Below are 23899 nucleotides of genomic sequence, written 5' to 3'. Positions count from 1 at the left end.
AAGGATGCTGTAAAGAGAGAGATAAAAAACACCCTTTTATTTAATTTGTTGTGTCGAAAAAACCTTACAAAAATTAATGCTATTCTGTCTTTAAGAGTTGTAGAAAGGAACTAAAGTCTTAATTTTGTAACCATAAGGAAATCAGTGGTTTATGAGGATGCATATAAAAAGATGCTTAATTGACTTTCAAAAGGGCGTTAGTAACCGTGCAAAAGGGCATTTATTACAAGTCAATTGGGCGTTAATTAAAATGCAATTTGTACTCTTTTGAAAATAAAGACGTGAAAATATATGATAAAGCAGGCAATATCCCTCTCTCTCTGAGTCAATGATTGATGATTAATGATAAGATGTGGAGAGAAGTGTTTATATACAATTCAGGCTTATTAGTCCAATTACTTAATCCAGTAATGAGGGCTAATAAGCCTGAAGGACTTTATCCTAATGCAAGGATACGTTCTAAGTCTTTTTCTTCACCTACTACCCATAGAACGTCGCCTGCCTGCAGGCTGCGGGAAGGAGTGATGAGTGTGAGGTTCTTTTGTCCTTCATCAACACCCACAACCATACAGTTGTATTCATCACGAATACCGCTGTCTTTAAGGGTCTTTCCTATGAAAGGACTTGTTTTAGAGATAGTGAAACTGCGGAGTTTCATTTCATGTTTCTCTATGTCCGTAATCGTTGGCTGTAGTTCAGCCTTCATTGCTTTCGAAAGTTTTGTTAGCTGCTCATCATTACCAATGGCTTGCAGCTTGTCGCCAGGGAAGAGAATCGTGCCGCCATTCGGAATATTGATATGCTTGGAGCCACGAAGAATACTACTGATATGCACACCAAAGCGATTTCGGAGCTTCAAACTATACAAAGTCTTACCAGCCCATAGCGAGTCGTCAGGCAGTTCAAGGTTGGCGATATGAATATCACGATCAATCAGGTGATTGGCAAATAGTGGTTTCTTCTTTCCTTGTTTTTGTGCTTCGATGTCACGGCTTTGAAGGTTCTGGATAAAGAGACGTTCCAAAGTAATACTTCGTTTCTTGAGCCAACGAGATAGTAGCATCAATATCAATAAGCCCACCGCAACAGCAATCATCAATGCATTCTTAAAGCGTGTGAGATAGTTACATATATAGAAGATGAAACTGAGTGCAATAAGTACACGTGCAAGAATGGTTGCAGTGAGAGGTAGACGATTGATACGGCGGTCTGTCCAAAGTGCCTTAAACGCTTCTGAGTGATTCTGTTTCATTACAATAGAACGTAGGAAAGGTGCGATGAAGAGGATTGTAAGGAATCCACATACAGCATTTCCAATCCAGTGACTGCCCGTCCATTTTATAGATAAGTTTCTACAGATGGGTAGGGCAGCAGAGAACATGATAGCGATGACAGCAGCAGAGAGAATACCATAGATAAGAGTATTGAGTATCATCTTCTTCATAAGAACTTTCCAATGGTTGTCAGATGATGCACTCTCTCCAGCACTGTTTGTCTGAATATGAGTAAGACGACGTACCCATCGTTTTGGAAGATGCTTAATGAGGATATTATAGCATGGTTCTGCCGCACGAATCATATACGGAGTGAGGAAGGTTGTGATAACTGATACGGCTACGACAACCGGATAAAGGAATTCGCTGATAACACCTAAGGACTTTCCCAATGTTGCAATAATAAAGGCAAACTCGCCAACTTGTGCCATTGAGAATCCACAGCGCATAGCATTCTTGAGGGTCTGTCCACCGAGAAGATAGCCTAAGGTTCCAAACAGCGCCTGTCCGACGAGGATTGTTATAACAAGTAAGAGGATTGGTATAGCATATTGTACAATAACATCAGGCTTTACCAACATACCAACAGAGACGAAGAAGATAGCTCCAAAGAGATTCTTTACCGGATCTACAAGGCGGATAATTTTATCTGCCTCAACTGTCTCTGCTAAGATACTTCCCATGACGAAAGCACCAAAGGCTGCACTGAAACCTACCTGTGTTGATATAACAGCCATAAGACAACAGAAGCCTAATGACACAATAAGCAGGGTCTCACTGTTAAGGATTTTACGGACAGAACGAAGGAAGAGTGGAATGGCAAAAAGACCGACAACAAACCATAAAACGAGGAAGAATCCAATCTTCATGATGCTTCCAAGAAGTTGTACGCCATCAGGGCTGTTACCACTGGCAACGGTACTGAGCATTACCATCATCACAATGGCAAGGATATCCTCTAAGATAAGTACGCTCATCACGGTAGAAGCGAAGCCTTGCTGTGTGAGTCCCATATCTGAGAAGGCTTTGTATATAATGGTTGTGGAACTCATTGCGACCATACCTCCGAGGAAGATACAGTCCATCTCTTTCCATCCGAAACTGTGTCCTACTATGACACCTAAGAGCATCATACTGAAGATGATAGTACAGGCTGCGATGATGGGGGAGGCTCCCATCTTGAGAATCTTCTTAATAGAGAAGTCTAATCCCAATGAGAACAATAAGAAGATGACACCAATGTCTGCCCATGTTTGTATATCGTCTTTGTCGACAACACTCATGGTATAAGACATGTGGGGTGATACAAGAAAACCTGCTACAATGTATCCTAATACCAATGGTTGTTTGAGTTTCTTGAATAGAAGTGTTACAAATCCTGCTACAACGAGAATAAGGGCAAGGTCTTGGACCAATTCGGGTAGTTCTGACATAAATATTTTATGGAGTTAGAGGAGTTAGTGGGGTAGTTGGATGTTAAACCAATACCTTATTATGAGTAATCTTGTATGTGTTGTTTGTGGGAGAGGTGGGTTATAGTTGAAAATCTCATAGTTAAAAGAAAAGGAGTTAAACCAACATAAATATATAGTTCATAAAAGTGTTGGTTTAACTCCGGTACGATATCTTTAACTAATTGATTTTCTGTAGTTAATCATTAAACTCAGCCGTTAGTCGGCAGATATTAATGATAACCTGCATAGCTTTCTCCATTACCTGAACTGAAACAAATTCGTATGGACCATGGAAGTTTACGCCACCTGCAAAGATGTTTGGACAAGGAAGGCCCTTGAATGAAAGCTGTGCACCGTCCGTACCACCACGGATAGGCTGTACCTTTGGAGCTACATTTGCCTGCTGCATAGCCTGAAGAACTAACTCAATAACATGCATGTTAGGATCAATCTTCTCCTTCATGTTATAGTACTGGTCGTTCATCTTCAGTTCAACAGTTCCTTCACCATACTTCTCATTCATCTTCTTCACGCAGTTCTCCATGAAACGCTTGCGGTCTTCGAAATGCTCACGGTCGTGGTCACGGATGATATAGCTGAGTTTAGCTTCTTCACAGCGACTCTCAATACCGATGAGGTGATAGAAACCTTGATAACCTTCAGTCTCTTCTGGAATCTCTGTCTCTGGAATCATGTTATTGAACTCACATGCTAAACGACTGGCGTTTACCATCTTCCCCTTAGCATAACCTGTATGAACGCTTACGCCATGGATAAACACTTTAGCACCAGCAGCATTGAAGTTCTCATATTCAAGCTCACCGAGGTCGCCACCATCAATGGTATAGCCCCATTCGCAGCCAAACTTCTCTACATCAAAGTGATGTGCACCCATACCAATCTCTTCGTCTGGGTTGAAAGCAATACGGATGTCACCATGCTCAATCTCATCATGGTCGCGGAGGAAGCACATCGCTTGTACAATCTCTGCAATACCTGCTTTATCATCAGCACCCAATAGGGTTGTACCGTCTGTTACGATGAGATCTTCTCCCTTATGCTCTAAAAGCTCTGGGAACATTCGTGGAGAGCTGACCATATTAGGATTCAGTTGTATATCACCGCCATCGTAGTTCTCTACGATACGGGCGTTCACATTAGCACCACTTGCATCAAGTGCTGTGTCGTAGTGAGAAATGAAACCGATTGTAGGAATCTTCTTCTTTGTATTGGCAGGGAGAGTGGCGTAGATATAGCCCATCTCGTCCATTTCTACATCTTTCAATCCTTCACGCTCAAGTTCCTCCTTGAGATATTTCGCAAAGATGAGTTGCTTCGGTGTACTTGGCACTGTCTCTGAATCTTCAGCCGACTGTGTGTCAAACTTGGTGTAGTTAATAAATCTTTCTACTATTTCCATGATGTTACGGATATTTAGTTGTATATCTTTTTGCTGTGTCAGTGCTGCTAATTGCAGTCTGTCATTTGCAAAGATACTATTTAATTTTGAGAATGCCTAATGATAGAGCATCTGCTGTTTCTTTTTAGGATTTCTTATTATGCTGAATAGGATATTACTATACATTCCATGAGTTTAGTTTTTATTCCCTTTGCTGTCATTTTAACATTTGGCATGAACTTATTGTAAACTAATTAGTTATATCTTTGTCGCGACTGACGGAAGTGACAGCAACTCTTGTTTTATATAGTTTCATATCCTAAACCTCACAAGCTATTGCATTCCTTAAGAAAGAACAGTTGTTTCTTTTTTCTTTCCAAAGAATTTATTGACTGCAAGGGCTATAGCTCCATCGCCTGTTACGTTGCAAGCTGTACCGAAGCTGTCCATAGCTATGTACAAGGCAATCATTAATGCTTGTGCCTCTTCGTTAAAACCCAAGATACTTGATAAAGGTGCTAAGGCTGCCATAATTGCTCCACCAGGTACACCAGGAGCTGCTACCATAATAATGGCAAGCATGAGGATAAAGTAAATGAATAGTCCTGGGTCGTGTGGTAGGTCTGTTAACATACAGATTGTCAAAGCACAAGCTGTGATCTTCATTGCACTACCACTGAGGTGAATTGTTGCACAAAGTGGTACGACAAATCCTGCTACCTCTTCGCTGACACCATTCTTCACTGTTTGCTTCAGTGTTACAGGAATTGTTGCTGCAGACGAACTTGTACCTAATGCAGTCAGGTAAGCTGGCAACATGTTCCACAGTAGTCTGAAAGGATTATGCTTAACGATAGCACCTGCAATACAGAACTCATAGATAAGGATGAGAACATGAAGGACGAGGATAACAATGATAATCTGTGAGAACACCAAGAGCACCTGTCGCGCCTGTCCGTTATGGGTCATACTGAGGAAGACTCCAAAGATATAAAGGGGTAGGAGAGGGATAATAGCCTTCTCTATCACTTTCTCAATAACGGTTTTGAACTCATTAAAGAGAGTCTCCATTGTGCGCAAACCACCATATGCAATACCCAATCCAGCAATGAATGAGAAAACTAAACTACTCATCACGTCAACCATTGCAGGAATATTGATAGTAAAGTAAGGTGTAAGTTCTGTTGCCTTGTCAATATGTGGTATTGCTCCTCCTGTAGAAGCAATCATAGAAGGGAATAACCATGTTCCTGTTCCGTAGGACAAGCCACCTGCTACAATCGTGTCTACATAGGCTATCGCTACTGTTGCAAGCAATAACTTACCAGCTCCTTTTCCGATTCCTGCAATAGCAGGCGTTACCAATCCAATGATAATCAGTGGTATCATAAAGCCAAGGAACTGACTGAAAATACTATTGAATGTCAGAAAAACCCTTACTGCTGGGTCTGGGAGATAATAGCCAAGGAATAGGCCAAGTAGTATGGCAATGATAACACGTGGTAGTAGTCCAATTTTGATTTTCTTTTGCATACTCTATTCTTTTAAGATGAATTATTCGATTTCTGAGCTAACGCGGTTGAACAAAAAAAGGATGAACAGTAAACAACCATACATCCTTTGTTACAATCTATGACTCCATCGGGAGTTCTGTTTCTTCTTTTTGTGACTCCGTTGGGATTCAGACCCCAAGACCTTCAGAACATTTTTCTGACCTCATTCAGCTAAATGTCATCAAAGAACTGTCACTTTTTAGTGACTCTATTAGGGAGTTTTGCCACTTTTTCGTGACTCCGTTGGGATTCAAATCCAAGACCTTCAGAACATTTTTCTAACCTCATTCAGCTAAATGTCATCAGAAAGTTGTCACTTTTTGTGACTCCGTTGGGATTCAAACCCAAGACCTTCAGAACCGGAATCTGACGCTCTATTCAGCTAAGCTACGGAGCCTAATGATTGTGCAAAGATACAGTAAAGTTTGCATAATTCCAAACGAACAGTAAACATTCTTGTTAAAGTTTATGATATAGAAGTGATGTTTTCAAAACTTAGTAATATCCTTTATAACAAGTGGGAATATCAGATGTAAACTATCATAAAGTTGCAATTAGTAGATGAAATATGTTATTTTGTAAGATTAAGGCGATGTTTGTTTCTCAGTTTGATAATAAATATATACCTTTGTGTGCAATTGAAATAACTGATAAACCATAAAAAGAAAGGAACCATAATGAGTCAACTGATAAAGCCAGAAGGATATAAAGCAGTACTTGGCAAACGTCAAACCGAGCAGGGTATCAAACTTATAAAGGAGTTTTTTCAGCAGAACTTAGCTACCGAATTACGACTAAGTCGTGTTACAGCACCGTTGTTCGTGTTGAAAGGATTAGGTATCAATGATGACTTGAATGGTGTTGAACGTCCTGTTTCCTTTCCGATTAAGGACTTGGGAGAAGCTGAGGCTGAGGTAGTACACTCTCTGGCAAAGTGGAAACGACTGACGTTGGCTGACTATGACATTCAACCGGGCTATGGTGTCTATACAGATATGAATGCTATTCGAGCCGATGAAGAATTAGACAACCTTCATTCACTTTATGTTGACCAATGGGATTGGGAGGCGGTTATCACCGAAGGCGATAGAACACGTAGCTTTTTAGAGAATGTCGTTCGTCGTATTTATGCTGCTATCCTTCGTACAGAGTTCCTTACTTGTGAGACCTATCCTCAGTTAGAACCCTTCCTTCCACAGACAATTCATTTTATTCATGCGCAAGATTTGTTGGATATGTATCCTACAATGACAGCAAAAGAACGTGAAGATGAGGTTTGTAAGAAGTATGGTGCGGTGTTTATTGAGGGTATTGGTTGTAGATTAAGTAATGGTGAGAAGCACGATGGACGTGCTGCTGATTATGATGACTGGTCAACTGTTGCAGAAGATGGTAAGACTGGCTTGAATGGTGATATTCTCATTTGGTACCCTATCTTAGATCGTAGTATAGAACTTTCGTCTATGGGTGTCCGTGTGGATAAGACTGCCTTACTCCGTCAGTTGACGATAGAGAAGCAAGAAGAACGTCAGCAACTCTTCTTCCATCAGCAGTTACTCTCAGACAAACTGCCGTTATGTATTGGTGGCGGTATCGGACAGAGCCGTCTTTGTATGATAATGTTGCACAAGGCGCATATTGGTGAGATACAAGCAAGTATCTGGCCAGAAGAAATGAGAAGAGAGTGCGAAGAGGCAGGAATGCCGTTGATTTAGAAGCTTACATATTATATTTATAGAACTAAAAAAGAGCCATATCAAACTCTAAAAATAAGTTTGGTATGGCTCTTTTTGTATAACAATTGCAACTCTCAATCCATATCCAGCCTATGTGTTGATGCTCAGCACGTGTGGTGCTCATGGTAAACACCAATGGTGCGGATGGCATATTAAGTCGCACTATCTTGTTAGATAAGTTCTACTTATTATCATATTCCGTGTGGAAGGAGATGTTATTTAAGGCTCTTCCGAAATTTGGAGTGATGCGATAATTTCCTTTATGCCACTTGTTAGTAAAGAAGATTTGTAAATAATTCATTATAAGCGTTTTATAGCGTGTATAACCCATGTGATACAACAACAACTTTCGTAACCTTTAAATTAGTACTTTGTATTCTTTAATATCAGTAAACAAAGGGGATATAAAAGTGTTTAAATTATAAAAGTTATTGATAATCAGATATTAAACACTATCACTCCAAAATACTGAAGGCCCAAACTTATCTCTTGACTTACTTTTTGAACTTTGAACTCTCGTCTATTAAAAGCACCCCAGAAAGGTTACTTTATGGAACATAACAAACTTTCTCTTTCTTTATACTGGCAAGGTGTGTCTTTGTACCACAAATTACCATTTGTACCACAAATACCCCTGCCCCGAAAGGGGGGGGATTAAATCACTCTCAAGTCGTGACTTATTGTTTTACAAAATAGTACTTTCCTTTTCTAATATAACGCTCGTCCTCATATCTGCCAAAGTGATAGATAAACTTCTGTTGAGGTCTATCAGTATATCTAAGTGTAAGTTGATCATTATTTAATACATATATACCTTTTAAAATCTCTATAGAATCTTTGATTGAGTTATAATCATGAAACTCAAAAGTAGAGTCATTTTTGAAAACAATTCGTATATCAGCTGCATGTGGTATTATCCAAATACCTTGTAAATACTTGAATGCTGTAGATTTCTCTGTTTTTATGACTCTTACTTGATTTTTTTGTACAATACACTTCTTGTTAGGTACTGATGTACAACTTACGGTGATGAAGCCAATTAAAATTAACATTTTCATTCTCATTTCTAGTATACTCCATGATTAAACAATTCAACCTCTTTTTTCCTTCTCCCTATTATTTCGCTTGGACGTCTCCAATGGAGCATCAGTGTCCCATCATAGTGCCCTTTATTTAGTTCTTTCAAAAATTCGGAAGAAGGAAATCCTCTTCCAACTCCGATATTAAATGCAAATGAGCAAATGGCATCATATCTCCATTAATAACAGCTTTATATAAAAGGATTTAACGATGTCGCACAGCAGTTCGGCAACGTCGACTTTAGAAAAGCTTGAATTATGATTTTTTGTTTTTATAAAATGGCTTTTTATAGGCTTTTAGTGGAGGCTATTACTTCGTAACTATATGAATATAAGAGCTTATGGTTCATCACTCGAAATGTCGGATGAACCTTATTTAAGTCCTATCAAGCTGTAATTATTAATAAAGAGAGAATCTTTTATTCCGTTAAGACTCCCTCTCTCATTACTTCCCTTCAGTGAGTGACCGTTGATTCTGGAGAGTGGTGGAGCTTTTCCCCTCCTTCGGAAGAGTTAGGCGAAGGTTTTAATCTATAAACCTTTTAGTTATCTCCCCATACTCATCGATTCTTCTGTCACGCAAGAAAGGCCACCAACGGCGTACATTCTCGCTATGGTCGAGGTTGATGCTGAGAATAACACTGTCCTCATCGTTGTCACAAGCGCGATAGAGTAGTTCTCCCTGTGGTCCAGCAACAAAACTGCTTCCCCAGAACTGAATACCTTGAGTTTGCTCGCTTGGGTCGGGTTCATGACCGACACGGTTTACAGCGATTACTGGCAAACCGTTAGCAACGGCATGACCACGCATGACTGTTGTCCAAGCTTCACGCTGACGCTGTTTTTCCTCGTCTGTATCACTACTTTCGTAGCCAATAGCTGTAGGGTAGATAAGCATATCTGCACCTTGCAATGCCATTAGACGGGCTGCTTCGGGATACCACTGATCCCAGCATACAAGTACACCAAGGCGTCCTACGCTTGTATCAATTGGATGAAATCCGAGGTCACCTGGTGTGAAGTAGAACTTCTCATAGTAAGCTGGGTCATCTGGAATATGCATCTTGCGATATTTACCAGCAATACTACCATCCTTCTCTATCACTACGGCTGTGTTATGATAAAGTCCTGGTGCACGTTTTTCAAAAAGTGATGTCACAATGACAATACCCAGTTCACGTGCCAACTCACCATAAAAGCCAGTAGAGGGACCCGGTATAGTCTCAGCCAAGTCAAACTTATTCACATCTTCTGTCTGACAGAAATAAAGTGAATTGTGCAGTTCTTGGAGGATAACAAGTTCCGCACCACGTTGTGCTAAGTTTGTAATTCCCTCAGCCAATCGCTCTATATTGTTTTTGATATCCTCAACATTATGTTGTTGTAGAAAGCCTATTTTAAGTTCTCTCATAATAAAGGTGTTAGCCCTGTTTATGTTTATTGTTCTGTATTCTTTTATTACTATTCCATTTGTTACCAACTCAAACGAAGAGTGGTTTTATCCGTTTGCTGGTAGCTGCATTGTCAGACAGTGTATGGAACCATGCTGTCTGATAATAGTACGGCTGTCAATACCTATGATTTCACGATCAGGGAAAGCTTCTTGAATTGTGTCCAAAGCTTCTTTGTCCTTTTCGGGTTGGTTGTAGGTTGGAACAAGTACAGCTCCATTGATGATAAGGAAGTTTGCGTGTGTTGCAGGCAAACGCTCGTCATCATCATAGATAGCATCAGGCATAGGGAGACGAAGTAGGCGATAAGGCTCACCTTTCTGTGTGCGGAGCTGTTTTAGCTGTTCCTCTAAGAGTTGGAAGTCCTCATAATGCTCATCCTCCTTATCGTCACATCCTATATATAATAAGGTGTCATTTGGTGCAATACGTACGATAGTATCAATATGTCCGTCTGTATCATCACCTGCTAACTGACCATAATCTAACCATATAACTCGCTCTACATTTGGAAAGAAAAGGCGTAATTGCTTGTCTATATCCTCTTGTGTGAGAGGTTGATTACGATGTGGTGCCATCAGACAACTCGTTGTTGTAAAGAGTGTATGGCTTCCATCGCTTTCTATCGAACCACCTTCCAATACAAAATCCTTGTGGTTTTCTAATACTCCTTGGAGGAGTCCTGCCTCGTGAAGCTGACGATTGATTCTATTATCCTTTTCTGCTGCAAACTTCTCACCCCATCCATTGAAACAGAAGTCAAGTAGACGAAGGGGATGGAAACTATCTTTCGATGCTTTGTTTGCTATGAGCGAAATCGGTGCAACGTCTCGTGCCCAAGTGTCATTATTGTCACAAGTAAAGAGCGTTACACGTTTCATCTGTTCCTCTGTCAGCCTTCCTTTCAGTAAGGAACTTACCATTTCTGTTTCACGTGCTGTGATAAGCAATGCCTCGTATCGGGTAATAGCATCTGCCATCTGGAGATAAACTTCAGTAATCTCCTCAAGATAAGGACGCCAATCAGTATCTTCGTGCGGCCATATCAGTATAACTCCGCTTTGTGGTTCCCACTCTGCAGGTAATCGAAAGCTATGATTTTCGTTTGTGTTCATAGTGCAAAGATAAGAAAAGAAAATGTGATACTTGTCTTTCCGTCTTCTTTTTTATTATAATATATTCGTTTAGAGGATGTTGATATAAAGGCACGCATGGGTTGATATATGTCAAATAGCGGGATTGATACGTGTCAATCTTATTGACGCAGGTCAAAATTTAATGGAAAAACAAAGTGAAAGTGTAAGTTTCCTTTGTGAGATTTTGGAAAGTGTACTAACTTTGCAAGCACAAAACAACACAAACGGCACCTCAATAGGATAACAAAGAGGTAGCCACTGAAAGGGCTTCAGTCTCAATAGGGACATAGGTAAAAGATTGTATAACTCAATAGAGGAAAGGAAACGTTATGAAAGAGAAAGTAAAGAATATGAGTGTTATGCGTAAGATGTTTCATTATATGACAAATGTCATTCGTGAATACAATATAGGTCGTGTAAACTGTTTGGCATAAATCAGAAACAGACTTATTCTTGCACGATTCGCATGTAGTTAAGAAGAATAATTGAGAGAATATAAAAAAGAATCGGGTTAGAGTCAATTGACTTTAATCCGATTATTGTTTATGGAAGTTTCTCGGTTTATTTGACTTCGTTTATGAACTTAGGGAAGAATGTATAAAGTTTTGTGATAGTTTTAACATGTTAAAGAATCCCTGATGTATTTGTGGATAGATGAACTAATATAGGTTTACTCGCTTTTCTTGGTTTATTTGTAAATGTTATATTTGTTTAAAATGTAATTTTTTTGTTTATGATAGAAAGAAAAGTTTTTCTTTAGCTTGTATATTTAATCTAAATTACTTAAATTTGTCCTCGGTTAAGTAATAGCTGAAAACAATAACCTGTTTGTGAAGAGGTGTCACTTAAGACTTCCCCACCATAGTAGCAACGTGGTTCAAATAATAAAACAAAAAAAGAATGCCATGGGGAGTCGGCTCAAAAAAAGTTATGGAAGAAATGAACACTCCTAAGCCAAATAACAATTTGGCTCTTGCGATTTTCACAACTGTATGTTGCTGCTTGCCAGCAGGTATTTATGCAATCATTCGCGCTATGAAGGTGAATGAGCTTTATATGATGAAACAATACGATGAAGCTGTTTTAGCTGCTAATGACGCTAAAAAGTGGAGTATTATTGGTATTGTTGTGGGTCTAATTGGTTCTATCCTTTATTTTGTTTGCTTCGGTGGTTTGGCTGCATTGAGCACAATGGCTGGATCTCACTAAATCCTTGAAACGTACTATAAAGTGTATAGGTTGGCTCTGTTTGGGAGCCTCCCTATTAATTCTGTATTATTTCTATAACCCTGTTACGACTTTATGGGCACCTAAATGTCTCCTTAAGGTCGCAACAGGGTTACAATGTCCTGGTTGTGGCATTCAACGTGCGTTGCATGCTTTATTGCAAGGGCGGTTTTCAGAAGCAATTCACTATAATTATTTTCTTCTATTTTCTGGACCATACATATTATCGTTTGGAGTACGTGCCTTACTTCCAAAAGGGAAGGCTAAGGATAGTCTCACAAAGGTAATAGAAGATAAGCGGCTTATATGGTTGTATATAATCCTCTTTTTCATTTGGTTTATTGTAAGAAACATCCTAAAGATATAGTGGATATGGGTTTTGAGAGCATGTGAAGTTATGTAAATTATTAAACCTAAGATAATCATTATGGAATCAGAAAAGGTGAATCATATGTTGATGATGCTTTCATCAAAAATCCCTGCAGGAAGTATTCCGAGTGTTCGTACAAGATTGGAAAACACTGATATTAGTGAGTCAGAGATATTGGCTCTCCAGTCTCAGATGAAAGATCCTTTGCTATCAATTCTTTTGTCAATATTTATCGGGACACTCGGTGTTGACCGTTTTTATATTGGTGATGTTGGTTTAGGTATTGGTAAGTTGTTGACAGGTGGTGGTTGTGGTATCTGGTGGCTTATAGATATCTTCTTGATAGTAGATGCTACTAAGCAGAAGAACTTGGAACTTCTGTCATACTATCTTCGCTAAGAAAGATTAAACCTGCTGGGTTAAATAAGATATCCTTGTATAGTTATTTCTTGCTGGAATAACTATACAAGGATATTATGTCATTTTATGTTTCATTATGTAGGCTTACAATAAGGCTACAGTTTCTATCTTAACATCTTCTGTTGGACGGTCGTTGCGGTCTGTATCGCAGTTTTGTATACGTTCAACGATACCAAGGCCTTCCTCCACCTCACCGAAGACGGTGTACTGATTATCGAGGAAAGGAGTACCACCAACATTAGTATAAACCTCTATTTGTTCTTCTGTAAAGGAAGGCTTACCTTGTTGCTTACAAGTTGTTTTTGTTTGTTCTATTAGTTTGTCTTGTAGCTCTTGCAGTCCTACACGGTCACGATTACGTCTTAAATTCATTATCTCCTCGTGATGTTCTCTTGTAAGCTGATTGAATACCTGCTGCTCTTGTTGCATTGCCATCTGATGCTCCATTTGTTTCAGTTCTGCAGGTTTAAAGGTCTTTCCCCATACAATGTAAAACTGACTACCACTGCTTTCTTTCTCAGGATTAACTTCATCACCTGTGCGGGCTGCACTCAATGCACCACGCTTGTGAAAGTATTGTGGATACACAAACTCAGCAGGAATGGTATAGTCTGGTCCACCTGTACCTAACATCTTACCCTTCGGAGCATTCTTACTATCGGGATCTCCACCTTGTATCATAAAATCCTTTATTACTCGGTGGAAGAGTGTACCATTGAAATACCCTTCCTTTGCAAGCTTTAAAAAGTTATCACGATGTTTTGGAGTCTCGTCATAAAGGCGAATAATGATATCACCTTCTGTTGTTTTTATTTTAAGTCTTGTTGCCATAGTGCAATTTATGATTGTTTCTTAATGAAGATGTTTGTTGTGAATTGATTAGCATTTACTTGTCAATTATAAAACTGTCCACTTTCCTCACAGTCCTCTTGCTTTATAGATTCTTTCTTTGGCGTCGTTAATCTCCTGGAACTTCTTTTCAGCAGCCTTTCGGATATCGTCTCCAAGCGTAGAAACACGGTCTGGATGATGTTTAAGTGCCATCTTGCGGTAAGCAGCCTTGACTTCATCATCAGTTGCTGATGGAGATATGCCTAACACCTTATAAGCATCTTCAATGTTGCTACTTGCTTTTGCTCCACTTTCTAAGTTGAGCATGGACTCTATGTCTTGCGCAGAAAGCCCAAGATATGAGGCAATCTCTTTCAGTGCAACAACTTCTTCTGGGCTTACGATGCCATCAGCTTTTGCTATGATGACAAGATAGTTTAGTAGTTGTAGGCGTTGACTGACACTTGTATGAAAATGTATTTCAACACAGCTCTTACGGATTGTTTCTTTAAATTGGTAAGGGCCTTGTTGCTTCTGTAAATCAAATAACTTTAGCAAAATTGATTCTCCTTGGCTTACAGCCTGCTCGCCGAAGTTATGACGAAGGAATTGGCGTACATATTCCATCTCAGAGTGCATTATCTTTCCATCGGCTTTTATAATGTAAGAGGAAAGGACAAGCATAGAGAACAAAAAGGAGTTGCGGTCTTCTTCAAACGGACGCGTGCCTCCAAAATGACTTTGCTCGCCATATCCGTTCTGCCTATCACCACCTCTATTATCGCCTGCAAATGCTTCGTCAAGCATTGTTCCTATACAATAGCCAACTAAACCACCCAGCATACTTCCGCTAAGTATCCATCCTAATGCGCCACCAATCCATTTGCCTATTGCCATATCATCTTCTATTTATATGAAATAACACCTGTTTATAGTTTCATACTGACCTATAAACAAAGATAGTGCCAAAATATGTTGGCTTATTGATTGTAAAGATTAATAAGAAGACTATATGAGGATTATACAATTGTATTGTTAAATGTTTTGATAATCTGGAATCGTCTCAAGAAATGCGTATGTTTGATTCTCATAATCCATTTTACAGATATAAGTATCTAAGCCATTTGATACAATCAGATAATCAACGTGGAGTAGGAGGTTGTAAACAGAAATCTGTTCAAATACTTTCTGTGTTAATGGTATGGTAGGTGCTTTGTATTCAATAATCATCCTCGGACGAAGCTGATTATCGTAAAGCACGCTATCAGCACGGACTTTCTTCTCGCCAACTTGTAGTGGAACCTCGTTAGCAAGTAGGGTAACAGGGTAGCTCTTATGTTCAATGAGATAATGAATAAAGTGCTGGCGCACCCATTCCTCTGGCGTAAGTGCTATATACTTCCTGCGAAGTACATCAAAAATCTGCTTTCGTCCGTTTTCCTCTCTTACTCTAATCTGATAAGGAGGGAGGTTAAGCTGCATCATATCTAAATATCTTATATATAATAAGGTGTAAGGTGTATAGTGAAAGTCAAATGAAAATTTTGTTTTCTATCTCTTTTCTATTAACTTTGCATGAAAGACCATACAGCAAGATATAGGGAGATATGTTTCCTAAGATAGTTTTCTATCAATATAGGACTTATAATCTCAGTCTTCTTGCCTCTATATATGGTTTATCTTTTATGCAAAGTTAATAAAAAAGTAAATGCCAGCAAAGCAAGGACCAACATTTCAGAGTATTATGCAGGATCTGAAGAATAAGAAGTTTGCTCCCATCTATATGCTGATGGGGGAAGAGTCTTATTATATCGATCAGATTTCTGGTTATATATCAGAGCATGTTCTATCTCCAGAGGAAAGAGATTTTAATCAGACTATCTGTTTTGGATCAGACGTTACTGCTGTTCAGGTAGCGGATATGGCACGACGTTATCCTATGATGGCGGAGTATCAGGTGATAATCGTCAAAGAGGCGCAGAATATTCGTTCTTTGGAAGCATTAGAGAAGTACCTCAAAAATCCCGTAAAATCAACCATCCTTGTATGGTGCCATAAAAACGGGAAAATTGACGCACGTAAAAAAGCTGTAGGATTGGCACAGGCTGTCGGTGTCGTTTTTGAAAGTAAGAAGTTGCGCGACTATCAGCTACCAGATTTTATCCAAAGTTATTTGAAGGAGAGAAAAGTTAGTATCGACTCAAAGGCGTGTCAGATAATTGCTGATCATATTGGTGCGGATTTAAGTCGCCTCACTTCTGAGTTGGATAAGGTGCTTATCTCTCTTCCTGCAGATAATCTTCGTGTCACCCCAGAAGTAGTGGAGAAGGAGATAGGTGTCAGTAAAGACTTCAATACTTTTGAACTTAGAAATGCGATTGTACAGAAGGATTGTTTTAAAGCAAATCAGATTGTGAAATATTTTGACAATAATCCAAAGGCTGGTTCTCTTTATTCTTTCCTTCCATTACTCTTTTCTTATTTCCAAAGTTTGATGATAGTTCATTATTCTCCTCGAAAAAATACGGAACAAGATATTGCTGCTGCTTTAGATTTGCGTAATACATGGGGAGCTAAAGATTTTGTAATAGGGCAAAAGAATTATTCCGCTCGCAAAACGATGGAGATAATTTCTAAGATTCGAGACATCGATGGGAAGAGTAAAGGATTAGATAATCCTAATACTGGTGCAGGAGATTTGATGAAAGAGCTAATTTTCTTCATACTTCACTAAAAAATAGAAGGATTTTTGACGCTTTTGAAGCATAAAAATCTCCTGTTTTTATCAGAAATCATAATTTTTTAAGCTAAAAGGAGCACTCTGAAAAGGGTGCTTTTTTTATGTTTTCTATTGAGTAATAGGGTAGTTAGCTCATTTTACCCTATTCATTTTTCGCGTATTTTTCGTCTTCTTTATCCTTGTTCGTAAATACTTTAAGCACGCAAAAAATGGTAATTTTTCGTAATAGCTGATTTATATTTCACATTCTTTTAGTTTTGGTTTTGTAAAATAGAAAGCAGATGTTTTTATACTTTATATTTGTATATGTTGAGGAATAGGAATAATTTTTGTATTAAAAACTGCACATACAAAAATGTATTTGCAAATTAAAATTAGAATATTTGTATTTACAAATCAATATGTATTTTCATACATTAAGCAGTTATAATATATAATACGTTGTTAATCAGCATTTTATTATAATTTATTGATACTTTTATCAGCTTAAACTCTTGTTATCCCCCTTTTTATTGCATATTCTGCTATTTTAGGTTTGTATACGGCAATAAAGGTTGTTTATAGCCAGTAATTTAGAGTTTTCTGCTTATTTATTTCTTTGATATCGTATAGGTTTGTATATATCGTTTTGTAAAAGTGTATTAGAATTACACATACTTAGTTCTTTATATTTGTAAAATGTAAATATCAAAAGTTAGATATACAAATGAAATATCATTATCTCATTATTTTGATATTTAAAATATTATGTTTACCTTTGTAAAGTTCTTAGAGAAGTGGCTAATCAGCTAAAAAACTTCTCTATTTGCTAACGAACGATAGAATTTGGATATGAAAGATCGAATCAGACAGCTTATGGAGAGTCAGCATATGACTCAACAAACTTTCTCAGATTTCATAGGAATCTCATCAGCATCTCTCAGTAGTATTTTTACTGGAAGAACAAAACCGACTCTAAATACAGTTGAAGCTATCAAGAGTAAGTTCACAAAGATTAATCTTGATTGGCTTCTGTACGGACAAGGACCTATGTTTAAGGATCAGGTTACTGAACCTAATTCTTCAGCTGGAGAAGCTGAGATGATGTCTACAGGAGTCTCTGAGGGTGTGCTTGACTTTCCTTATCCTACTCCATCCTCACAGCCAGAGACAGAACAGATAAGCTCTCCATATAGTGATAATATGTATAAAAGTCCATCTCGCACAGAGGTAAAATATATTGACAAGCCGCAACGTCGTATCACGGAGATTCGTATCTTCTTTGATGACCAAACATGGGAGACTTTTGTACCAAAGAAGTAAGTCTTCGGAATGCGAAATTGATATTTAAAGAATAGCACTCGGAGTTTGTAAACGTATTCGTTAACTTCCGAGTGCAAAGTTAGATTAGATTCTCCTTAAAACAATTTCTAAGTAGCGTACATTATTCTATAAGAATCTATGTAGTCTTTCTTACAAGCCTTTGTTTCTATTTTGATGTATTTGCTCTTACTATAAAGAAATAGGTGTTATAGTATGCAAACGAACTTTAAGCCCACAAAGGTCTTTTCTCTTAATTTAATACTACTGGGTTCTTACGTTTTTATCATGTCTATCCAGAGTTTTGAAGTGTTACGATAGACTTAATTTTAAGCGTTTACTTACAAAACTATTTTCGATTTAGTTTGCTGTCATTTTAACATTTAGTACAAACTCCTTATAAACTAATTAGTTATAAACTCTCTTTGGATGACAGTAGTGACAGGAAAGTGTAAATCTAAGGAATCGTATGTAGGAAGCGGACTATTTATTTAAACTTGATAAAGCAATTACATAGTATCTTATCGTCTCTTTTCTTACTCTTCGAGTTATGTATAGAAAATTTTGCTCTATTTTGTTTGTATTCAGAAGTATTCATCATAAAAACTATATTTTCAATCATAAAAGAAAAGGGGCAGATGTGAGTTTACGAGGTCAATATTTTGTATGTCGATGTTCTTCTCGCTTGTTTTATGTTCATTGTAAATCTCGGTAGATGTTCAGTATTGGTAAGGTCAGCACAAGGTAGCTGTGTGCCAGGCCCTGGTTGAACTGTCTTGTAAGCGCATTGATATATTCTGGACAATCTTCACACAAAGATAACTGAAGAAGAGAGAGCTCAGGATGCTTCCATGGCTGAATGCCTTGCCGCTGCATCCGCGTCTGCCCAACACGGATTCGGTAAGTTTTTCAAAGGCCAAGTTTGAAAAAACGTCCATGATGTGATTAATTCTTCCGAAAGAAGTGATACTCTCGTTTTTAATTGCTACCTTTGTCATGTCAGATTTTTGCTTACTTGTTATGTTTGCAGCACCAAGATAGGTGAAAATTCTGACATATCCAAGTGTTTTGAGAACTTTGTTTCTCAGGCACTTGGAGTTCTCACAAGAATTTATGCTGCGGAATTAAGGCTAAAAATAAAAATATAAACTTACGGAAGATATTATCTCCCAATACCTCACTCAGAAAAGATGATATCAAACAAGGTAAAGCACTACGAAAACAATAAAAAATAGATATGAAAAGATTTGGCTTACTATTGATTGGCGTAATGCTTGTTATTACAACTAACTGTAATAATCAGCAGTTAAATAACACATATTCATCGAATAACTTATCATTTATAAAGAATGATAAACTTCATTATAATATCCTCTTAGTCGCATGTGACACCTGTGTTCCTATTATAAATAAGGGCTATAGAGTGCGTGTTAAGTTGACAGATAAACAGAAAAGTATCGTTAAGAAAATAGAAAAGGAAATGTGGAGGCACTTATTATCTGATAAGAAGACCGATTTTGCAGCAAATCTGATCCTCTATGATATTTATGATAAAGATGCTATTCTACTCTTTGGATTAGGCAACAATATAAGAGATTGGAGAAAAAATCTAAAACGGGATGATACATTGTTTTGGTTGAAGAAATTAAAATGAATTCGTATTGGTCATCAAATATAAAGCGTTATGAGGAATATTATATTCATTTTATCGATGCTTCTCATAAGGGTGAGACACTCCTAAAGCAGATATGAGCAATGGTAGGCTTTGGACAAAGAAAGTGAATTAAGGATTTACAAAGAAAATTCGACAAACTGTTATTTTTCCATCTATTTATTTGGGTGTGAAACTTTAGATATACTTTTAACTATAAACAAAAAAACATCTTTCAAATACCAAGACAAATGAAGTACATCGATTCTAATAAATATACAATGAAATATGTAATAGTTATAATGTTAGCCGCTTCCCTATTTACAGGATGCAGTAGCTCTAATTTCGGATTTATAGATTCATCAGAGCTAAGCATGAACGAAAATACATTTGAGGTCATCAATTTTAAGACGAATGTTAAATATCCGTTGAGAAAAGATTTACTGTCCCCTAATTATACTGGTGGTTATACGTTAAATTTCATAAACCAGTCGAATTTTAATAATCGATATGCAGCTTATGATTTGATTAAAGCAAGCATCAACCAATTACCATTTAAGGACAAGAGGGTAGAATTCGTGTCTGCTGATAAATTTATTATCTTAAGACTTAACAACGAAAATCAAGAGTGGGCGCCTAACTACTCTCTGAATATCAATGGTGATTGTGTAGGAGAATTAGCTGATGAATGGAATAGTAAACGTAAACTAGAGATTGGAGACTTTTGGCGAAACCTCATTATCTCGCCATCGAAGAAACGAGTGTTGTGTGTTGATCGTCTAATGCTTAAAGGCAATTTCTACGCTATTGTTTATATCATACAAGCAGATAAAAAAAACTACCCTTTCCCTGCTCTATATCATTGGGATGTAACGCAACCAGAGATGCTTCCTCGCATAGGGAAAACTCTTGAAGGCTTTACAGATATAACCAGGAGAATCATAATAGCCAACCAATGATAAAATAATGAAGAGATTCCCAGTTTTGCAACAATATGACGCAATGGACTGCGGTCCGACGTGTTTAGCTATGATTAGTAAGTCTTATGGCAAAAACTATAATATAGAACACCTTCATGATTTATGCAATATATCTAATGAAGGTGTATCTTTATATGGTATTAGTATAGCTGCCGAAAAGATTGAATTCCATACAGTTGGCACTCAATTGAGTCTTATTCAATTGATTGATGAGATGCCGTTACCCTGTATTCTTCATTGGAATCAGAACCATTTCGTAGTGCTATATAAAATCAAGAAGACGAAGAAGGGTTGCGCGTTTTTTTGTGTTATTTTCGAGATGTTTACTCCCTTAGCACGTATCGTGCTAATCATCCACACCACGTGTGTTAGGAACTAACACATTATGTGCTGAATTATAGCACGGAGACAGAAAAAGCATAAGATTGTTTCTTTCTGATTATATATAAAGGTGTTAATTGTATTATTAATGCGATAGATGTTTATGGGCATTACTCGTTTTGAAAGGATTTCTTTCTGTTTTTTTCTTCAATCAGTCTATAATCGGGATATTTTACCTATATTTGCATAGTTTTAAAAAGCAAAGCAAGATGAAGAAGTATGTCCTCGACTTGAAGGTATCTTCTGTGGAGCGTGTCAATGCAAGGAATGTCCTTATTAAGCTGACAGATGAGAAACCGCTTCCAGAGATGCTGCCTGGTCAGTTTGTAGAGGTGAGAGTGGACGGCTCGCCTTCTACCTTTCTTCGCCGTCCTATTTCTATTAATTTCGTTGATAAAGAGCGTAATGAGTTGTGGCTGCTTGTTGCAACTGTTGGAGAAGGAACGCACACGCTTGCACGTCTACGTGAAGGTGACGTGTTAAACTGCGTGCTTCCTTTGGGCAATACGTTTGCACCTTTGGCAAGTCCGTCAGAACGAGTATTACTTGTAGGCGGTGGTGTTGGCGTTGCTCCGTTGCTTTATTTTGGTAAGCAGATAAAGGATGCTGGCGGTTCGCCTGTCTTTTTGTTGGGAGCTCGTACAGAAGCCGACTTAGCAGAGGTGTCGCTTTTCGAGAAGTATGGTAAGGTATGTATAACTACTGAGGATGGTTCTGCAGGCGAGAAAGGTTTTGTTACAAACCATTCTGTCCTGACCACAGAGCATTTTGACCGTATCTCTACGTGTGGTCCTAAGCCAATGATGATGGCAGTGGCACGTTATGCCCATCAGGCATCAATTCCTTGCGAGGCTTCGTTAGAGAATATGATGGCGTGCGGTGTTGGTGCTTGTCTGTGCTGTGTAGAGAAAACGACAGAAGGAAATTTGTGCGTTTGTACGGAAGGTCCAGTCTTCGATACACGTAGATTGATGTGGGGAGAATAAAACAGATAGGAGTGGTTGAAGCTTAGTTCCCTTTTATTATACCTATTATATTAATAGTACTAAATAGGAAGAGGAATCATACAATCACATAGTTTTGTAAAAATAGATGATTATAAAATGGCTGATTTAAGTGTAAAGATAAATGACTTGCAGCTCAAGAACCCTGTAATGACAGCCAGTGGCACCTTTGGCTATGGTTTGGAGTTTGCTGATTTCGTACCATTGGAGGAAATTGGAGGTATTATCGTCAAGGGTACGACACTGGAACCACGTGAGGGAAATGACTATCCACGTATGGTAGAGACACCTCAGGGAATGCTTAACTGCGTAGGCTTGCAAAATAAGGGAGTAGATTACTTCATCAAGCATATCTATCCTCAGATAAAAGATATCGACACGAATATGATTGTCAATGTCAGTGGTAATTCGCCCGAAACGTATGCAGAGACCGCAGAGAAACTTGATGCATTGGAAGGGATTCCAGCTATCGAGGTGAATATCTCTTGTCCTAATGTGAAAGAAGGCGGTATGTTGTTCGGTGTCACTTGCTCTGGAGCCGCTTCTATAGTGAAGGCTGTTCGCCAGCATTACCACAAGACCATGATTGTGAAGCTCTCTCCTAATGTCACCGATATAGCCAGCATAGCACGTGCTTGCGAAGATGAGGGTGCTGATTCTGTGTCACTGATTAACACGTTGATGGGAATGGCGATTGATATAGAGCGTCGTCGTCCAAAGTTGAGCATCCGTACGGGTGGTTTGAGTGGTCCAGCTGTAAAACCTGTAGCGGTCAGAATGGTCAATGATGTGGCAAAGGCTGTGAAGATACCAGTCATCGGTTTAGGTGGTATTTCAACAGCTGAGGATGCTATTGAGTTCCTTATGGCAGGCGCTACAGCAATCCAGATAGGAACTGCGAATTTCCTTGATCCACAGGTTACGATAAAGGTGCGCGATGGCATTAATGACTGGCTCGACCGTCACGGCTGTAAGTCTGTAACGGAAATCATCAACTGTCTTGCATAGCTTTATAGGACGTAAATAAGTAGGAGCTACCCTTTACTTGGAAGATTACTCCTAATAAACTAAGTACCGACATCGTTTTTACTTTTTGGTAGAGCGTTGTCGGTACTTCGTTTTGTGTTCATCCGCATAGTTTTCTTTGTGGGCAGCAATCATTTCTTGGTTATTTCTATATTTTCGTAAATGGTAGACGAATAAATTATAGTAATGTGATAAACTCAATCACGCTTATTTTAAAAGAACCTTATTATGTTGTTTGTGGTTGAAAAAATATTTACATTTATTCGTTTTCTTATGCTTCAAAAAAGCAAGAAATGGTTAATTTTAAAGTGATTGTAACTGTCCTATTATCAGTTAGTTATAATGTACTGTACAAAAAGGTGCTTAATAAGGATTCAAAAGGGCGTTAGTAACCTTCCAAAAGGGCACCTTTTGCAAGCTTATTGGGCGTCTTTTAGAAGCGAATTGAGCATCAATTCAAAATGAGTTTGTGAAAAATTAGGACAAAATGGGGTGAGGCTTAATCTCTCCTTGCACGAGGAGTGAATAGTTCTACCTTATTTATTAAGTCTTTTGAATGGATCTTCAGGATTTTGAAGTGATAAGGTTTTTCACTTAAGGTTAGGTTTTTAACAAAATGTCACACGGAGAAAAGGAGAGGACGGAGGATTATTAAAACAAAGCAATGGAAGTCACGGAGGCACCGTCGGTGCATAGAGCGACGGAGCTTGTTTGCCATTTCTATTAGTAATTTATATACAAAGAGTTTATCCCGAAAGACTTCTCAAGAATCTGTACGCTACGCCTCCGTCGCTCTTTGTGCCGTCGGCACCTCCGTAACATTGCATAACCTCCGTCCCCTCCGTGACTCCGTGTGCCTATTATATAAGACCTTTTTGTTTATCACTC

At 38.3% G+C, this 23899-nt stretch carries 21 protein-coding genes, 1 tRNA gene and 1 pseudogene; 11 read left to right on the top strand and 12 right to left on the bottom strand.

Annotated features, from left to right (window positions below; all coding sequences use genetic code 11):
• Nucleotides 1-436: 436 nt before the first annotated feature.
• From HMPREF0659_RS04955 to HMPREF0659_RS04940, 4 genes are all read right to left on the bottom strand, one after another.
• Nucleotides 437-2707, bottom strand: a complete 2271-nt coding sequence (locus HMPREF0659_RS04955) for a cation:proton antiporter domain-containing protein (protein ID WP_013264961.1) — start codon at nucleotides 2705-2707, stop codon at nucleotides 437-439.
• Between the two features lie 217 nt (nucleotides 2708-2924).
• The gene (gene pepT / locus HMPREF0659_RS04950; RefSeq protein ID WP_004360103.1) at nucleotides 2925-4148 is read right to left on the bottom strand and encodes a peptidase T; all 1224 of its coding nucleotides are present in this window, start codon (nucleotides 4146-4148) and stop codon (nucleotides 2925-2927) included.
• A gap of 324 nt (nucleotides 4149-4472) precedes the next feature.
• Nucleotides 4473-5660, bottom strand: a complete 1188-nt coding sequence (locus HMPREF0659_RS04945; RefSeq protein WP_013264651.1) for a dicarboxylate/amino acid:cation symporter — start codon at nucleotides 5658-5660, stop codon at nucleotides 4473-4475.
• A gap of 343 nt (nucleotides 5661-6003) precedes the next feature.
• Nucleotides 6004-6077: transfer RNA gene (locus tag HMPREF0659_RS04940), tRNA-Arg, on the bottom strand.
• Nucleotides 6078-6357: 280 nt separating this feature from the next.
• On the opposite strand from HMPREF0659_RS04940, the gene asnA reads away from it, so the two are divergent.
• Entirely contained in the window at nucleotides 6358-7395 is a 1038-nt protein-coding gene (gene asnA / locus HMPREF0659_RS04935) for an aspartate--ammonia ligase (protein ID WP_013264855.1), read from the top strand.
• 698 nt (nucleotides 7396-8093) lie between these two features.
• Here the strand turns inward: asnA and HMPREF0659_RS04930 are convergent.
• The 4 genes from HMPREF0659_RS04930 to HMPREF0659_RS04920 form a co-directional block, all read right to left on the bottom strand.
• Nucleotides 8094-8474 carry a hypothetical protein gene (locus HMPREF0659_RS04930; protein ID WP_226893164.1) on the bottom strand — a complete coding sequence of 127 codons (381 nt, stop codon included), beginning with the start codon at nucleotides 8472-8474 and terminating at the stop codon, nucleotides 8094-8096.
• An 8-nt stretch (nucleotides 8475-8482) separates the two neighbouring features.
• Nucleotides 8483-8659 carry a glycoside hydrolase family protein gene (locus HMPREF0659_RS13025; protein ID WP_394330195.1) on the bottom strand — a complete coding sequence of 59 codons (177 nt, stop codon included), beginning with the start codon at nucleotides 8657-8659 and terminating at the stop codon, nucleotides 8483-8485.
• Between the two features lie 362 nt (nucleotides 8660-9021).
• Complete coding sequence (locus HMPREF0659_RS04925; RefSeq protein ID WP_013264962.1) at nucleotides 9022-9906, bottom strand: carbon-nitrogen hydrolase; 885 nt, start codon at nucleotides 9904-9906, stop codon at nucleotides 9022-9024.
• Between the two features lie 87 nt (nucleotides 9907-9993).
• Nucleotides 9994-11061, bottom strand: coding sequence for an agmatine deiminase family protein (locus tag HMPREF0659_RS04920; RefSeq protein ID WP_013263980.1), 1068 nt, complete (start codon nucleotides 11059-11061; stop codon nucleotides 9994-9996).
• A 951-nt stretch (nucleotides 11062-12012) separates the two neighbouring features.
• Here HMPREF0659_RS04920 and HMPREF0659_RS04915 point away from each other — a divergent pair.
• From HMPREF0659_RS04915 to HMPREF0659_RS04905, 3 genes are read left to right on the top strand one after another with little or no spacing between them, the layout of a single operon-like run.
• Nucleotides 12013-12291 carry a CD225/dispanin family protein gene (locus tag HMPREF0659_RS04915; protein ID WP_036924459.1) on the top strand — a complete coding sequence of 93 codons (279 nt, stop codon included), beginning with the start codon at nucleotides 12013-12015 and terminating at the stop codon, nucleotides 12289-12291.
• Nucleotides 12292-12295: 4 nt separating this feature from the next.
• Nucleotides 12296-12676, top strand: coding sequence for a DUF2752 domain-containing protein (locus HMPREF0659_RS12975; RefSeq protein WP_316905116.1), 381 nt, complete (start codon nucleotides 12296-12298; stop codon nucleotides 12674-12676).
• A 60-nt stretch (nucleotides 12677-12736) separates the two neighbouring features.
• On the top strand, nucleotides 12737-13078 hold the full coding sequence (locus HMPREF0659_RS04905) for a TM2 domain-containing protein (RefSeq protein ID WP_044045885.1): 342 nt from the start codon (nucleotides 12737-12739) through the stop codon (nucleotides 13076-13078).
• 105 nt (nucleotides 13079-13183) lie between these two features.
• On the opposite strand, the gene HMPREF0659_RS04900 is transcribed toward HMPREF0659_RS04905, so the two are convergent.
• From HMPREF0659_RS04900 to HMPREF0659_RS04890, 3 genes are all read right to left on the bottom strand, one after another.
• The gene (locus HMPREF0659_RS04900) at nucleotides 13184-13930 is read right to left on the bottom strand and encodes a peptidylprolyl isomerase (protein WP_013264667.1); all 747 of its coding nucleotides are present in this window, start codon (nucleotides 13928-13930) and stop codon (nucleotides 13184-13186) included.
• Between the two features lie 87 nt (nucleotides 13931-14017).
• A complete protein-coding gene (locus HMPREF0659_RS04895) occupies nucleotides 14018-14827 on the bottom strand; it encodes a DnaJ domain-containing protein (RefSeq protein ID WP_013263813.1) in 810 nt (269 codons plus the stop codon).
• A 138-nt stretch (nucleotides 14828-14965) separates the two neighbouring features.
• The gene (locus HMPREF0659_RS04890) at nucleotides 14966-15415 is read right to left on the bottom strand and encodes a type I restriction enzyme HsdR N-terminal domain-containing protein (RefSeq protein WP_013264664.1); all 450 of its coding nucleotides are present in this window, start codon (nucleotides 15413-15415) and stop codon (nucleotides 14966-14968) included.
• A 223-nt stretch (nucleotides 15416-15638) separates the two neighbouring features.
• On the opposite strand from HMPREF0659_RS04890, the gene holA reads away from it, so the two are divergent.
• Nucleotides 15639-16664: a DNA polymerase III subunit delta gene (gene holA / locus HMPREF0659_RS04885; protein WP_013264141.1), complete on the top strand. Its 1026-nt coding sequence runs from the start codon at nucleotides 15639-15641 to the stop codon at nucleotides 16662-16664.
• 837 nt (nucleotides 16665-17501) lie between these two features.
• A complete protein-coding gene (locus tag HMPREF0659_RS04880; protein WP_174254478.1) occupies nucleotides 17502-17972 on the top strand; it encodes a helix-turn-helix domain-containing protein in 471 nt (156 codons plus the stop codon).
• 730 nt (nucleotides 17973-18702) lie between these two features.
• On the opposite strand, the pseudogene HMPREF0659_RS12990 reads toward HMPREF0659_RS04880, so the two are convergent.
• Nucleotides 18703-18967, bottom strand: a pseudogene (locus HMPREF0659_RS12990) (IS1380 family transposase); the annotation flags it as partial.
• A 239-nt stretch (nucleotides 18968-19206) separates the two neighbouring features.
• Between HMPREF0659_RS12990 and HMPREF0659_RS04870 the strand changes: the two are divergent.
• From HMPREF0659_RS04870 to HMPREF0659_RS04850, 5 genes are all read left to right on the top strand, one after another.
• Nucleotides 19207-19623 carry a hypothetical protein gene (locus HMPREF0659_RS04870; protein WP_036924431.1) on the top strand — a complete coding sequence of 139 codons (417 nt, stop codon included), beginning with the start codon at nucleotides 19207-19209 and terminating at the stop codon, nucleotides 19621-19623.
• 248 nt (nucleotides 19624-19871) lie between these two features.
• A complete protein-coding gene (locus HMPREF0659_RS04865) occupies nucleotides 19872-20579 on the top strand; it encodes a hypothetical protein (RefSeq protein WP_013264830.1) in 708 nt (235 codons plus the stop codon).
• Between the two features lie 7 nt (nucleotides 20580-20586).
• Entirely contained in the window at nucleotides 20587-20979 is a 393-nt protein-coding gene (locus HMPREF0659_RS04860; protein WP_044045883.1) for a cysteine peptidase family C39 domain-containing protein, read from the top strand.
• Between the two features lie 211 nt (nucleotides 20980-21190).
• Nucleotides 21191-21967 carry a dihydroorotate dehydrogenase electron transfer subunit gene (locus HMPREF0659_RS04855; protein ID WP_013263939.1) on the top strand — a complete coding sequence of 259 codons (777 nt, stop codon included), beginning with the start codon at nucleotides 21191-21193 and terminating at the stop codon, nucleotides 21965-21967.
• A gap of 117 nt (nucleotides 21968-22084) precedes the next feature.
• The gene (locus HMPREF0659_RS04850; protein ID WP_013264533.1) at nucleotides 22085-22993 is read left to right on the top strand and encodes a dihydroorotate dehydrogenase; all 909 of its coding nucleotides are present in this window, start codon (nucleotides 22085-22087) and stop codon (nucleotides 22991-22993) included.
• The last annotated feature ends 906 nt before the right edge of the window (nucleotides 22994-23899 follow it).

Origin of the sequence: Prevotella melaninogenica ATCC 25845 (genome assembly GCF_000144405.1) — a bacterium.
Lineage (GTDB): Bacteria > Bacteroidota > Bacteroidia > Bacteroidales > Bacteroidaceae > Prevotella > Prevotella melaninogenica.
This window is presented reverse-complemented; position numbering and strand designations above follow the sequence as displayed.